The sequence below is a fragment of the Mesorhizobium sp. M0500 genome, assembly GCF_040321165.1.
Taxonomy (GTDB): Bacteria; Pseudomonadota; Alphaproteobacteria; order Rhizobiales; family Rhizobiaceae; genus Mesorhizobium.
The window spans coordinates 12,352-25,822 of the sequence record NZ_JAMYRB010000027.1; the positions used below are offsets into that span (position 1 = coordinate 12,352).

The 13,471-nt window shown below is 60.8% G+C and carries 11 protein-coding genes and 1 tRNA gene; 7 read left to right on the forward strand and 5 right to left on the reverse strand.

Features of this window, described 5'->3' with window-relative positions; all coding sequences use genetic code 11:
- The first annotated feature begins 90 nt into the window (after positions 1–90).
- Positions 91–795 (forward strand): glutathione S-transferase family protein, encoded by a 705-nt coding sequence (locus NKI70_RS28510; RefSeq protein WP_352588686.1) that lies wholly within the window; start codon positions 91–93, stop codon positions 793–795.
- A 21-nt stretch (positions 796–816) separates the two neighbouring features.
- Here the strand turns inward: NKI70_RS28510 and NKI70_RS28515 are convergent, their stop codons facing one another.
- From NKI70_RS28515 to NKI70_RS28530, 4 genes are all read right to left on the reverse strand, one after another.
- Positions 817–945: a hypothetical protein gene (locus NKI70_RS28515; RefSeq protein WP_302893450.1), complete on the reverse strand. Its 129-nt coding sequence runs from the start codon at positions 943–945 to the stop codon at positions 817–819.
- Positions 932–1,192 carry a hypothetical protein gene (locus NKI70_RS28520; RefSeq protein ID WP_352697276.1) on the reverse strand — a complete coding sequence of 87 codons (261 nt, stop codon included), beginning with the start codon at positions 1,190–1,192 and terminating at the stop codon, positions 932–934. The genes NKI70_RS28515 and NKI70_RS28520 overlap by 14 nt, the downstream gene beginning before the upstream one ends.
- 70 nt (positions 1,193–1,262) lie before the next feature.
- The gene (locus tag NKI70_RS28525; protein ID WP_352697278.1) at positions 1,263–1,883 is read right to left on the reverse strand and encodes a nucleoside triphosphate hydrolase; all 621 of its coding nucleotides are present in this window, start codon (positions 1,881–1,883) and stop codon (positions 1,263–1,265) included.
- A gap of 76 nt (positions 1,884–1,959) precedes the next feature.
- A complete protein-coding gene (locus tag NKI70_RS28530; RefSeq protein WP_352697280.1) occupies positions 1,960–3,066 on the reverse strand; it encodes a hypothetical protein in 1,107 nt (368 codons plus the stop codon).
- A 237-nt stretch (positions 3,067–3,303) separates the two neighbouring features.
- Here NKI70_RS28530 and NKI70_RS28535 point away from each other — a divergent pair, with 237 nt between their 5' ends.
- Positions 3,304–4,194: a D-alanyl-D-alanine carboxypeptidase family protein gene (locus NKI70_RS28535; RefSeq protein WP_023677019.1), complete on the forward strand. Its 891-nt coding sequence runs from the start codon at positions 3,304–3,306 to the stop codon at positions 4,192–4,194.
- A gap of 33 nt (positions 4,195–4,227) precedes the next feature.
- Here the strand turns inward: NKI70_RS28535 and NKI70_RS28540 are convergent, their stop codons facing one another.
- A complete protein-coding gene (locus tag NKI70_RS28540; protein WP_352725648.1) occupies positions 4,228–5,034 on the reverse strand; it encodes an AraC family transcriptional regulator in 807 nt (268 codons plus the stop codon).
- Between the two features lie 206 nt (positions 5,035–5,240).
- Between NKI70_RS28540 and NKI70_RS28545 the strand changes: the two genes are divergently transcribed.
- From NKI70_RS28545 to NKI70_RS28565, 5 genes are all read left to right on the forward strand, one after another.
- Positions 5,241–6,161: a zinc-binding dehydrogenase gene (locus NKI70_RS28545; protein ID WP_352725650.1), complete on the forward strand. Its 921-nt coding sequence runs from the start codon at positions 5,241–5,243 to the stop codon at positions 6,159–6,161.
- A gap of 163 nt (positions 6,162–6,324) precedes the next feature.
- A tRNA-Arg gene (locus NKI70_RS28550) sits at positions 6,325–6,401 on the forward strand.
- 215 nt (positions 6,402–6,616) lie between these two features.
- Positions 6,617–9,760, forward strand: coding sequence for a helicase-related protein (locus NKI70_RS28555; RefSeq protein ID WP_352725652.1), 3,144 nt, complete (start codon positions 6,617–6,619; stop codon positions 9,758–9,760).
- Entirely contained in the window at positions 9,760–13,176 is a 3,417-nt protein-coding gene (locus tag NKI70_RS28560; RefSeq protein ID WP_352725654.1) for a type ISP restriction/modification enzyme, read from the forward strand. Before NKI70_RS28555 ends, NKI70_RS28560 begins: the two co-directional genes overlap by 1 nt.
- The gene (locus tag NKI70_RS28565; protein WP_352725656.1) at positions 13,173–13,445 is read left to right on the forward strand and encodes a hypothetical protein; all 273 of its coding nucleotides are present in this window, start codon (positions 13,173–13,175) and stop codon (positions 13,443–13,445) included. Before NKI70_RS28560 ends, NKI70_RS28565 begins: the two co-directional genes overlap by 4 nt.
- Positions 13,446–13,471 lie beyond the last annotated feature (26 nt).

Here is a 13,471-nt window from a genome sequence, read left to right on the forward strand (position 1 = left end):
GCGCATATTGATCGCGCCAGGCGTCGCGCCTAATTCTCTGCGACCTGCCATGACCGTGCCGCTCGGCGCGGTCCCCTACCAGGAGTTTCGATGACCGATCTGTCCGCGTTTCCGATTGCCAGGCGCTGGCCGGCGAGCCACCCCGACCGCATCCAGCTTTATTCGTTTCCGACGCCGAACGGGGTGAAGATATCGATCGCGCTGGAGGAACTTGGCCTGCCTTACGAGCCGCATGCCGTCGATCTCGGCAAGAACGAGAGCTGGACCCCGGAATTCCTGTCTTTGAACCCGAACGGCAAGATACCGGCGATGATCGATCCGGACGGCCCGAGCGGCAAGCCGATCGGCTTGTTCGAATCCGGCGCCATCCTGCTTTACCTCAGCGACAAGACCGGCAAGCTGGTGCCGGCAGACGCGACGCTGCGTTATGAGACGATCCAGTGGGTGTTCTTCCAGATGGCTTCGATCGGGCCGATGTTCGGCCAAGTCGGATTCTTCCACAAATTCGCTGGGCGCGAAATCGCCGACAAGCGCCCGCTGGAACGTTATCGCGACGAGTCGCGACGGCTGATCGGCGTCCTCGAAACGAGGCTCAAGGGCCGCAGCTGGATCATGGGCGACGATTACACCATCGCCGATATTTCGATGCTTGGGTGGGTGCGCAATCTGATCGGCTTCTACGAGGCGCGGGAACTCGTCGGTTTCGACGATTTCCCCAGCGTGGGCGCATGGCTGGAGCGTGGCCTCGCCCGGCCGGCGGTGCAGAGGGGCCTCACCATTCCGGCCAGAAGCTGATCTTACATCGATTCCGCTCGGCTATTTTGCCTTGGTCCGGGGTTTTGAGCCGCCCTTGCCGACTACGGAAGCAGCAAGCGACGCCGCACCTTTGGCGGTGGCAAGCACGGCACCGGCGGCGACATTGGCCGTTGCTTTAACAGTGCGCATTGCGCTGCCTGCGATCGATCCTCTGCTGCTTGCCGATCTTTTGGGCTTGGGTGCAGCGGCTTTGGTCGCGGCAGGCATCACCTTTTTCGGCGCCGCCTTGCCAAAGCTGGGCTTTGCCGCATCCTTGGAGCGGGCCGCCGCTGCCGGGCCGGCGCTGGTTTTCACTCGAGTGGCTTTTGATCGTGTTGCCCTGCCCTTGGCGGGCGCAGGCTTTCTTGCCATGGTTTCCATCGAACGGTTCCCTCATGGGCACAATTGCCGTATCCGGGATAACGGCCTGAAACTGTCAAGGTTCCGGCCGGGCGGTTCCTTGCAAGTCAGGCCAGGTCGCCGACCACCAGGTCGGCGGGCCGCCGACGGGCAAGCACGCGGTCGATGTTCGGCATATCGTTAGAGGCGATCCAGGCGCGCGCGTCCTCGTCGGAGCGGCCGTGCTCGTGCCATCGCGCCAGCAGTCGGCGCTCGAGCTCGGCGCGCGGCACATCGACGAAGATCGAGAAGTCGAACAGCGGCGCCAGCCGCGTCCAAGGTTCTTCGTCGAGCAGCAGATAATTGCCTTCGACCAGGATGAATTTGGTCTCGGCGGCGACGATAGCAGCGGCGGCGCGCGACAGCTCCATGCTGCGGTCGAAGACCGGGATGGCGATATCCGGCTCGCCGGCGCGGATGCGCTTCAGCAACGCTTCGAAGCCGGCAAAATCAAAGGTTTCCGGGGCACCTTTTCGCGCGCGAAGGCCGCGCCGCTCGAGCATGACATCATCGTAATGGAAGCCATCCATCGGCACGACTTCCGCCGTGCCTTCCGGCAGCAAGTCGTGCAAGCCTGCCGACAATGTCGATTTGCCGGCGCCGGGAGGGCCCGCAATGGCAACGATGAAGCGCGGTGCCTTGCCGGCGCGCTTGAAAATGACAGCAGCGATGTGGGCGATTTCTGACATTGGCATCCATAAGATGGTTCTGGCGCATTTTGGCGGCAGTTTTCGAAAATTTCAAACGCCGGATTGTGCCAAGCCTTCAATCGGGCCTGGATTGACCGATCCGCAGGAAATCGCCGTCGAAGCCGATGTCGCGCACGGCACCGTCAGCCGCCAGGATGCGCATGCGGCCCGGCGAGGTCGTGACGTCGTGCGGCGGCTCGCCGGATAGCCATGGCAGTGCGCCGATGACATGGCGGAACGAAAAGCGGCGCCCTTCGGAAAGGGCAAAGGCGGTCGCCACGCCTTCGCGCTTCAGCCAATTGTCGCCGAGCGATGCGGCGTGGCCGACGGCCGTGCGGCCGTCCTCGATGCCGAGCACGCCGCGGTGGCGGCCACTCCATGGCGCATAATCGCGCCCGCCATTGCTGACCCACAGCATGGTGACCGGCAGTTCGGCCGGGTTCTTCAGCACCAGCAAGAGATCGGCTTCCGCCTGGCGCGCCAGCGCGGTCCAGCCCGGCCCGCCATGATCAGCCTCGACCAGCGTCACGAAGTCCTCACGCAGCTGGTCCATGCGATAGGTGGTCAGGTCAATCGTGCCGCCGTTGGCGGCGGGAAAGCGCGTCAGGTCGGCGGTTCGCGCCGGGTAGGCGAGCAACGAGCGGCCGCGGGCGGGATTGGGCTCCGGCGCCTCACTCGGCGTTGCGGCAAGGCGCTTGGGCGAGAAGGCCAGTCTGCCGCCGGCCGTCATCACCGTCATCGGGTGGTGGGCGACGGGAATGGCGCCGGCGCCGCCGGAAAAGACGTGTTCCTGATAGAGAAAGGGATGATCGTCGCGCAAGGTCAGGATCTTGTCGACGGTTGCGCCCATAACCGGGCGCTGCAGGCGGAAGACGGCGCGCCAGCCGTCGGCCGTTGCCGCGCTGTCGACGACGTCCCAGCGACTATTTGCCGGCCAGCCATGCAAAGGTGCCGCTTCGACGTCGCTGATCGAGAAGGGTGCGCAGAGGAAATCGCCGGACAGGTGGACCGTCCCTTCAGGCAGGTCTTTCGGCAGCATCTCGCGCGGCTCGCCGACCCAGGGCGCGCGATGCAGCGGCTTCAGCCGGCGGCCATCGATATCGATCGCCATGTCGGCGAGATGGCCGACGGCAAGATCGACCGATACCGAAATGCCCTTCGCCGTGATCGTGACCATATCCATGTGCACCTACCGATTCTGCCAGCCCGATTCTGGCGGCCCGATTCTGCCGGCGCCAGCAAAGCCCACTCGCCGCCGGTTGCGCAAACGCGGTGGCCGGCAATTCACATCAGGCGGCGCCACGTCGGCCTGTGGACAGGGCACCGTTCGAGGGCCAGACCGATATTAACCAAATGGACTGTGCCTTTGCGTTAAGATAGCTTCGCCTCGTCTCAGAAACTGCCTGCCTTCGGAACTGACTTGTCCGCCTTCCGGTTCTTTTCGTCCATCCACAAATGCGTCGCGGTGCTGGCGCTGCTGCTGTTTGCTGCCGGCTGCACGACTGTCACGCCGCCCGACAGCGTGCTGGCGGTACCGGCGCCGCCGCAGAAATATGCCGCCATGGTCATCGATGCCGGCACCGGCAAGACGCTGTTTGAGGTCAATTCGACGGCGCCGCGTTATCCGGCGTCACTGACCAAGATGATGACGCTCTACCTCCTGTTCGAGGCGCTGGACCAGGGCCGCATCAGCAAGGAGACGCAAATCCCGGTGTCGGACAACGCCGCCCGGCAGCCGCCGACCAAGCTGCGGTTCAGGCGCGGCGAGACCATCGACGTCGATTCGGCGATCCGCGCCGTCGTCGTCAAATCGGCCAATGACGTGGCGGTCGCCGTTGCCGAATATCTCGGCGGCAGCGAAGAGGCGTTCGCCGGCATGATGACCGCCAAGGCGCGTCAGATCGGCATGAGCAGCACCGTTTTCCGCAACGCCTCGGGCCTGCCGGACGGCGACCAGCACACCAGCGCGCGCGACATGGCGGTGCTCGGCATGGCGCTGCACGCCCGCTTCCCGCAGCATTTCCACTATTTCTCTGAAAGCGACTTCATGTTCCGCGGCAGGCTGGTGCGCGGCCACAACGACATGCTTGGCCGGGTGCGCGGGGTCGACGGCATCAAGACCGGCTACATCAGGGCTTCGGGCTTCAACATCGTCACCTCCTATGATGCGGACGGGCACAGGCTGATCATCGTGGTGATGGGCGCCGACAGCGCGCGCCAGCGCAACGACCACGTCGAGGCGCTGATCCAGCGCAGCCTGTTGCCGACCTCCGAGGCAAAGACGCGACTGCTGTATGCCGAGGAGCAGTGACAGTTGAAGTCCGAGTGTTGACCGCGTGCGGGTTCAGGCGACAAACGCAGAGCCGCCGTTTTGCGCGACACTGCTGAGATACTTTGCCGGCGGCTTGCCAAGCGCTTTCTTGAACATGGTGATGAAGGCGGTGACCGATTCGTAACCGAGATCGGCCGAAACCTGCTGCACGCTGGCGCCGGAGGCCAGCTCGCGCATCGCGACGATCAGGTGCAGTTGCTGGCGCCAGCGCCCGAAGGTCAGCCCTGTCTCTTTCACCACGAGACGTGCGAGACTGCTCTCGCTGAGCGCGACGCGACTGGCCCATTCCGCCAGGGTGCTGCGATCGGCAGGATCTTGCGCCAACGCCGCCGCGATGCGCCTCAAGCGCGGCTCGGACGAGATCGGCAAATGCAGCTGCTGGACAGGCATGCGCGGCAATTCGGATAGCAGTACGCTGGTCAGGAGCTCGCCCCTCGCGTCATCGTCCTCAACGCGATCCGTCAGCTCTATGATGAGCTCGCGCAGCAACGGCGTGATCGAAAGCGTGCAGCACCGGTCCGGCAGGTCGGTAGCTCCCGGTTCGATATAGACGAAGAAAATCCGGGCGTTGGCGGTCGCGATATTGCTGTGCTCCATGTCGCCAGGAATCCACACCGCGCAATGCGGCGGCACCATCCACAGGCCGCTGGGGACGCGACATGTGACGCCGCCGCCCAGCGCGAAGACGAGTTGCCCCTTGCGGTGGCGATGGTCCGGCACCTCCGCCCCGGTTTCGGTAACGTCAACGCGCACGGCGATTGCCGGGGCGAGGACGTCATCCGGATCGAAAGGCCAGGGGTAGCGGAGAGGCTGTCTCATATTGACTGATTTTAGCGATCGACTGCCAAGATATCTAAATTACTCAAACAGGAAAGTCGATAGTTTAGGGATGAGTAACTCAGAAGCCGACAGGCGGGCTTCCATTTAGTCTAGTCATGCCCTGCTTGCGTTCTGAACGTCGGACCAACAAGCCCGGCGCACGAAACAGGCTGGCGTCCGCCACGCAGCAAGAAGGGACGATAGCAATGCTCGCCTTGGTCACATCTTCCGACAGCGCCACCGGGTTGCGGCTCGCCGAGCTTGGCGAGCCCGAGCCCGCCCCGCATGAGGCGCTGGTCTCGGTCCGGGCAGTCTCGCTGAACCGCGGCGAACTGCGCCTGCTCAACATCCGTCCGAACGGCTGGGTGCCTGGCCAGGACGTCGCCGGAACTGTCGAGCGCGCCGCGGCCGACGGCTCCGGGCCGGCCGTCGGCGCCCGGGTTGCGGCTCTGGTCGACGAGGCCGGGTGGGCCGAACGGGTCGCCGTTCCGACCGACCACCTCGCCGTCCTGCCGGACGACGTCAGCTTCGTCTCCGCCGCCACTGTTCCGGTCGCGGGCACGACCGCGCTGCGGACCCTGCGCCTCGGCGGCGACCTGGCCGGCCAGCGGGTCCTGATTACCGGCGCAAGCGGCGCGGTCGGCCGTTTCCAGATCCAGATCGCCCGCCAGCAGGGCGCGTCGGTGGTGGCGGTCGCCGCTGCCCGTCATGCCGACGATCTCCGCGGCCTCGGAGCCGAGCGGGTCGTCGAAACGATCGAGCTGGCCGAAGGATTGTTCTCGCTGATTACCGAATCGGTGGGCGGCGATAGCCTCGCCCACGCGATCGAACGGATCGCGCCCGGCGGGACCGTCGTCATGTTCGGCTCGAGCAGCGGCGAACTCACGCCCATCGGCTTCCGCCAGTTCGTTCCGGGGCACGAAGGTGCGCGGCTGCAGACCTTCGCCTACTACGCTTCCGGTCCGGAGGTTGGCGCCGACATCGCCTCGCTGCTCGCGCCGATCGCAGCCGGCCGGCTCGAAACGCGCGTGGTCCTGACCGTGCCGTGGCGGGACGTCGGCCAGGCCCTCGACGCGCTGCGGCAGCGCAGCATCAGCGGCAAGGCAGTGCTTACCGTGACAGAATGAGCAGGCGGTGGCGCCGGACGGGACGGTGTCTGTCTCCCCCGGGCTGCTACGGCAACTTGAGCCCGCTGGCGATTGCCCGTTGAAGCCGGCGCCTGCTTCCGCTAAGAAGCCGTGGCTGGCCGGTTTACCGGCTGGTTCGTTTTTGGGATCACCGATCCTGAAGGCACCCGTAGCTCAGCTGGATAGAGCGCTGCCCTCCGAAGGCAGAGGTCACAGGTTCGAATCCTGTCGGGTGCGCCACTGCCTTCTTTAAGAGAAAGCTTGGCGGAGAGGCATGTCTCTTGTTGGCGCAGGTCAATCAGGACGGGTCATTGCCACGATTACTTGATAGCATTGAAGTCGGGATGCTTTCCATCCACGCGTCAGATCCATGACGAATCTGCACTGGGGCGACTTTTACGTCGGCTATTTCAATTCCAACTTCTTAGTCTAACGTACCGACCGACGGGGGGAAAATGCCAAAGCGGACAAGTTCTCGATCGGGAAGCGAACTCTTCATAGTCGACAACAGCGATGATGAATGGCTGGCGCTCCGCTATTTACGGGACTGGTGTCAAATTTCGCGATCAATAGATATTGCCAGTGCCTACTTTGAGATCGGATCGCTTCTAGGGCTCGAAGGAGAATGGCAACGGGTCGACGAGATGCGTGTCCTTATGGGAGATGAAGTCAGTCGCCGGACGCGCAAGGCCTTCGAACAGGCGGTCAGCGAACGGGTCCGCCGGCTCGATTCAAGCGTGGAAATGGAAAAGGAACGGGATGATTTCCTGACCGGTGTCCCTGCGATTGCGGAGGCGATCCGAAACGGAAAAATCAAGTTCCGTGTCTACAGGAAAGAGCGCTTCCACGCGAAGGCGTACATCACCCATGCCAGACTTGAAGTTGTAGGTTCCGCGGCGCTAGTCGGTTCGTCGAACTTCACCCGTCCGGGCCTAACCCAGAACATTGAGCTCAACGTGCAGATCACCGGACAGCCGGTGACGGTCCTTCAGGACTGGTATGAGGAGCATTGGGACGAGGCCGAAGACGTAACCGCTGACATGCTGCGCACGATCGAGCGGCACATTGAGAATTTCTCGCCTTTCGATGTCTATGCACTGTCGCTGCGCGAATATTTCAAACGACGAGAACTGAGCGCTGGCGACTGGGAAAAGAACGAATCCATTATTTGGAGGATGCTCGACGGCTACCAGCAGGAAGGATACGGCGCGATCCTGAAGATAGCGCGGCAATATGGTGGCGCATTTCTTTGTGACGGCGTCGGTCTCGGTAAGACATTCGTCGGCCTAATGCTGCTCGAGCGTCTGATTCGTTTCGAGCGGAAGAAGGTCTTGCTCCTGGTGCCAAAATCGGGTCGTGAGACCGTTTGGGAAGCGAACCTAGACAAATTTCTTCCCGACCTGACTGATGGTGTTTTCTCGAATCTACAAATCCTCAACCACACGGATCTGAGCAGCGATAAGTACGACCGCGTGCTGACGCAGATCGCCAGCCAGGCCGACGCGATCATCGTTGATGAGGCGCACAACTTCCGAAATCCGGGCATCGCGGGCACAGGCGAGCGCCGCCCGTCGCGTTACCGTCAGCTTCAGGAAGTCGCTGCAGGCAAGGAAGTGTTCCTTCTAACCGCCACTCCGGTGAATAACAGCGTATTCGATCTAATGCACATGATCGAGCTGTTCGCCGGCAACGGAGAGAAACTGAGACAGGCGCCGCTCGGGGTCCATTCCGTGCAGGGACATTTCCGGGTGCTCGAAAAGCGCATCAGAAGGGCGAACGAGCCGGAGGACAATGACACGGATGAACTTGATGATATCGACGAGACCGTAGTCCAGCCCGGCGCGTTCGATGTCTTTTCATCAGATCCTATCGTGAAGGAGTTGGTGGTCCAACGCAGCCGCGCTTATGTCAAGGAGAGCCAAAAGAAAGAGGCAAAGGGCGAGGCGCTGTTTCCCATCCGGGAAGACCCGAAACTCGGCGCTTACATGCTCGGTCAACGACAGGCCGACCTCCTCGATCTCGTCGAGAAAGCTTTCAGCCGGCAGCAGCCTCTCTTTTCCTTGCCGATCTACTACCCCTATCCCTGGGCAGTGGCGCCTGAGGACAAGGCAGATTTTAACACCGGCCGGCAGCGCCAGGTCGTCCGTCTGATCCGAACGGGATTCCTTAAGAGGCTGGAAAGCTCCACGGCAGCTTTCGATTCTTCCTGCCAGAATCTGTTGGTCAAGCTACTTGCCTTCGCCGAAAGACATTCCAGCGCCAAGGGACAGAAGGATCGGCTCGCCCGCTGGAAGGCGCAGCACGAGGCAACGCTCACCTATGTCCAGGAGCGGCAGGCGGAATTTCGGGGGCTTGAGCCTGAGGCGGGCGAGGATCTCATCTCGCCTGAAATGCTGGAAGCAGTTGAGGAACTGCCGGGCAAGGAATTCAGGATCGATGAAATCCTGAACGAGACGATTCTCGATCTCGATCAGCTAGCCAGGTTCATCGAGGATTTGCGCGGTTTCACGCCCGCCGATGACGGCAAGCTCGCAGCACTGATCCGGCTCCTGAAGACCGATCCGGTTCTCCAGAACCACAAGTGCCTGATCTTTACGGAATACATGACCACCGCGCGCTATTTGAAACGGGAGCTGCAGAAGGCCGGCATTGCGGGCGTCGAACAGGTCGATTCGGCGACCAAACTCGGCCGCGGTGAGGTGATCCGCCGCTTCGCGCCGTTTTACAACAACTCCTCCAGTGCCCAACTCGAACGGGAGGGCATCGCCGAAACCCGCATCCTAATCTCAACCGACGTGCTTTCCGAAGGGCTCAACCTCCAAGACGCGACCTGCCTGATCAATTATGACCTGCATTGGAATCCCGTGCGGCTCATGCAACGCATCGGCCGCGTCGACCGGCGCATGAATCCGATGGTGGAAAGAGCGCTAGCCGCCGCCCATCCCGATCGCGCGGCGCTGCGTGGCAGGGTGCGGTACTGGAATTTTCTGCCGCCGGACGATCTCGAACGGATTCTGAAACTTTACGACAGGGTCGCCGGCAAAACACTGCGCATCTCGAAACTATTCGGCATCGAGGGCAGAAAGCTGCTCAGGCCGGAGGATGACTACGAAGCGCTCAGAAACTTCAACGAAGGTTACGAGGGCCAGCAAAGTTTCGAGGAACAGATGCGGCAGGAGTTGCGCGACTTGTTCATCGCAGATCCATCGCTGGAAGCCCGCCTCGACGCCCTGCCGCGTCGTATCTTCAGCGGCAAGCAATGCCCCGCCACTGGCGCGCGGTTCGTGTTCTTCTGCTACGCGCTGCCCAGCAAGGATGCGATCGCGCCGGACGGCGAAGAGGTATGGAGCGAGGAGATGGGCCGCAATGGCTGGTATCTCTACGATCTCGAAAGCAGAAGGATCGCCGAAGATCCGGCCGCCATGCTGCATCTGATCCGGTCGACGCCAGAAACGCCGCGGCGGACCATATTCGATCGCACTTCGCTGCGAGAAGCCATGGCCGCCATCGAGAAGCACATCAGGAACGGATACCTGCGCCAGGTTCAGGCGCCTGCCGGCGTCAGGCCGGTGTTGAAGGCGTGGATGGAGTTGAATTGATGCTGGATACCGGACGCCTGGACGAGATCACCACCTTCCCTCGCCTGCTGGAATACCTGCGCAATCACCTGGACTGGCCGATCGAAGACGAAAGCTTCGACGACCTCACTTTCGACTACACGCCGTCGGAATTCGGCCTGAAGCTCGATGGCGAGAAGGGAAAGATCGAGATCAAACAGCTGCGGCCGCTGTCCTCAAGTCAGCCTTTCGGTATCTTCTTCCTGAATTTTCCGGGCAAGGCGATGCCGGTGACGGTGCTGCGCCGCATTCTGGGTTCGCTGACGAAGAAGAAGCGCGAGTCGGCCAATCCCGCTGAGCGCGCGGTTTGGGTCAAGCACGACCTGCTCTTCATTTCCTCTTTCGGGCAGAGCGGCCAGCGCCAGCTTTCCTTCGCCCATTTCCAGGACCGCTCAGACATGGGCGATCTGCCGGCGTTGCGCGTGCTCGGCTGGGACGGACAAAACACGATCCGCCGCCTTTCATATACCAACGATACGCTGAAGAAGCATCTTGTCTGGCCGGAGAATACTGGCGATCTGGGCGCTTGGCGCGAAAACTGGAGCGGTGCGTTCACCGAAGGCAAGGGTGAGAGCGTCACAACGGCAAAGGCCATGGCCAGGGAACTCGCCCGTCTCGCCCGTCAGATCCGTACCCGCGCCAATGAACTCCTGGAGGCTGAGACCGAACAGGGACCATTGCGGCAACTGCATACCGCCTTCAAGGAAGCGCTGATCCACGACCTGACGCCTGACGACTTCGCGGACATGTATTCGCAGACCGTTGCTTATGGGCTGCTCTCGGCACGTATCAGCCGCGAGTCTGGCGCCCTAGTGGCTGACGACGCAGCCTTGATGGCACCGCCCACCAATCCTTTCCTGCAGGAGCTTCTCGCCAATTTCCTGCAGGCCGGCGGCCGCAAGGGCGGCGTGGATTTCGACGAGCTTGGGGTCAACGAAATCGTCGAGATGCTGCGCGACGCCAACATGGAGGCAGTTCTCCTCGATTTCGATGACAAGAATCCGCAGGAAGACCCTGTCATCCATTTCTACGAGCTGTTCCTCAAGGAATATGACGCGAAGAAGCGCATGCAGCGCGGCGTCTTCTACACGCCTCGTCCTGTCGTCTCCTTCATCGTGCGTTCCGTCGACGAGGTGTTGCGCACCGAGTTCGGACTGGAAGATGGGCTTGCCGACACCACGACCTGGGGCGAGATGGTCGCGCGAAAGCCGGAGATAAGGATCCCGGAAGGCGAGAAGCCGTCGGACCCATTTGTCAAGATCCTCGATCCCGCCACCGGCACTGGCACCTTTCTGGTCGAGGTGATCGGCCTCGTTCACGAACGCATGCTGGAAAAATGGCGCAAGGCGGGCAAGAGCAAGCAGGATGTCGACGCCTTCTGGAACGCCTATGTCGAAAAACACCTGCTGCCGCGACTGTACGGCTTCGAGTTGATGATGGCGCCCTATGCAATCGCGCATATGAAGCTCGGCCTGAAGCTCGCCGACACCGGCTACCATTTCCGCTCGAAGGAACGCGCCCGGATTTTCCTCACCAACGCGCTGGAGGAACCGCGCGATTTCGATCTGCAATTGGCTTTCATGTCGGAGGCGCTGGCGCATGAGGCGAAAGCAGCCAACGAGGCGAAGGGGAAGGCACGGTTCACCGTGGTGATCGGGAATCCGCCATATGCTGGTATTTCGTCAAACATGTCCGCCTCAGCCTCGCTGATGATTGAGGAGTACAAGACTGTTGACGGAAATCCACTCAACGAACGCAAGCACTGGCTGCATGACGACTATGTCAAGTTCACCCGCTTTGCGCAGCAGCTAATTTCGAAAACCGGAACGGGCACGATCGGACTAATTACTAACCATGGGTATCTCGACAACCCCACCTTCCGAGGAATGCGAAGGTCATTGCTGAACACTTTTCAACGAATACGGGCGATAAATCTCCATGGAAGCGCAAAGAGAAGACCACATGGTACTGATCTGCAAGATGAGAACGTTTTTGATATCGAGCAGGGCGTTGCAATAGGACTTTACGTCTCTGCGCCAAACGATCACGCGCCATCTGAGATGTACTATTCCGAGTTAATCGGTTCTCGTGCAAAAAAATATGGTGTACTCCAGTTTTGCGCAGAAATTAATTCTCTGAAGGTAAGCTATAGTTCACCATACTATTTCTTTGTTCCGCGCGATGATGTAAACAGGAAAGAATTTGAGTCGTTCCCCCAGATAAGGGAATTGATGTTGCTATCCAGCACCGCTATACAAACCTCCCGCGATCATTTATCAGTTGCGTTTGATCGAACAGAACTACGCGACCGTATTACGCATTTTGCCGATTCTTCGCTAACTGACGATCAGATCCGAGCAGAGTATTTTCCTGGAAGATCTGTTTCGAAGTATCAGGCTGGAGACACCAGGCAGTGGTCGTTGTCAAACGCTCGACAACAAATTCGTGCTAACCTGGATTGGCAACGCGCAATAAGAACTTGTCTATATCGGCCATTTGATAAACGGCAAGTGATTTATGACCCCTCCATGGTCGACTGGCCCAGAGGCAATGTTATGCAGCACTTGCTGGATGGTAGTAACCTAGCGCTGCTGCTGCCGCGGCAGCTCGCTGGTGACAGCTACCGACATGCGCTCTGCACCAATACAATGGTTGAAATGTGTGCAATCAGCACCCAGACCAAGGAACAAAACAACGTCTTTCCGCTTTGGCTGAAGCCGACCGGCGCCGATGTTCAGCCTGGACCTAATCTCTCCCGCGCCTTCATTAAGAGACTCGCCTATCTTACCGGCTTGGCCTTCGACGATGGCGCACATGGGGCGAAGCAAGTTACCTTCGGCGCCCGGGATGTGTTCGACTGGATCTATGCGGTGCTGTATTCCCCGGCTTACCGCAAGCGCTATGCCGATTTCCTGAAATCCGATTTTGCCCGCATTCCCCTGCCGAAGGACCGCGCCTTATTCAAGGCGCTGATCCCGCTGGGAACCCGCTTAGTTGCGCTGCATCTGGTCGATGTGGACGCCGCGCCCGATCTCAAGGATCCAGCTGGCATCCGTTTCGCCGGTTCCGGCGCGGCGGCAATTCCGCCGACAGGTGGCAGCAACGGCTATCCGCGCTTCGTGAACGGCCGTCTCTATATCAATTCCGAGCGTTGGTTCGAGGAGGTGCCCAAGGCGACGTTCGAGTTCTACGTGGGCGGTTATCGGGTCTGCGAGAAGTGGCTAAAGGACCGCCGCGGCCGCACGCTCACCACCGAGGACGTTCTCCACTACCGCCGCATTGTCCACGCGCTCACCGAAACGCGGAAGGTGATGGCCGAGATAGACAAGGTCATCGAAGCCCATGGCGGCTGGCCTGATGCGTTCAAGGGAATGGAACAGAAGGAAACAGAGAATTGAGTCCTGCACTAAAATTGCCAAAAGCATCGGGGCTCTACGCCTATGTCTCTCGTGGAACGCAAAAGGGCGAGCTGCTTTACCCGCATCGGCACGATGACGACATGTATGTCGTCAGCCCTACCCGGTTGGAGAAGGATTACATCCGGGTCGGCAACCTTGCGGATGTGCCAGCATGGCTTGCCAAAGGTTATCGGCTGCGCATGTCCAATCGGCCAGCAGGAGTCGTCGGTCCACGCCTGATCATGCCGCAATCAATCTTCGGGCGTTAAACATCACGTCGAACTCACAGAGCCGG

What these genes read in the sequence shown, in the direction of transcription:
- NKI70_RS28510 (WP_352588686.1), top strand. Translation starts at nt 91, where the DNA reads ATGACCGATCTGTCCGCGTTTCCGATTGCCAGGCGCTGGCCGGCGAGC.
- NKI70_RS28520 (WP_352697276.1), bottom strand. Translation starts at nt 1,192, where the DNA reads ATGAGGGAACCGTTCGATGGAAACCATGGCAAGAAAGCCTGCGCCCGC.
- NKI70_RS28545 (WP_352725650.1), top strand. Translation starts at nt 5,241, where the DNA reads ATGCTCGCCTTGGTCACATCTTCCGACAGCGCCACCGGGTTGCGGCTC.
- NKI70_RS28530 (WP_352697280.1), bottom strand. Translation starts at nt 3,066, where the DNA reads ATGGATATGGTCACGATCACGGCGAAGGGCATTTCGGTATCGGTCGAT.
- NKI70_RS28560 (WP_352725654.1), top strand. Translation starts at nt 9,760, where the DNA reads ATGCTGGATACCGGACGCCTGGACGAGATCACCACCTTCCCTCGCCTG.
- NKI70_RS28525 (WP_352697278.1), bottom strand. Translation starts at nt 1,883, where the DNA reads ATGTCAGAAATCGCCCACATCGCTGCTGTCATTTTCAAGCGCGCCGGC.
- NKI70_RS28515 (WP_302893450.1), bottom strand. Translation starts at nt 945, where the DNA reads ATGCGCACTGTTAAAGCAACGGCCAATGTCGCCGCCGGTGCCGTGCTT.
- NKI70_RS28540 (WP_352725648.1), bottom strand. Translation starts at nt 5,034, where the DNA reads ATGAGACAGCCTCTCCGCTACCCCTGGCCTTTCGATCCGGATGACGTC.
- NKI70_RS28555 (WP_352725652.1), top strand. Translation starts at nt 6,617, where the DNA reads ATGCCAAAGCGGACAAGTTCTCGATCGGGAAGCGAACTCTTCATAGTC.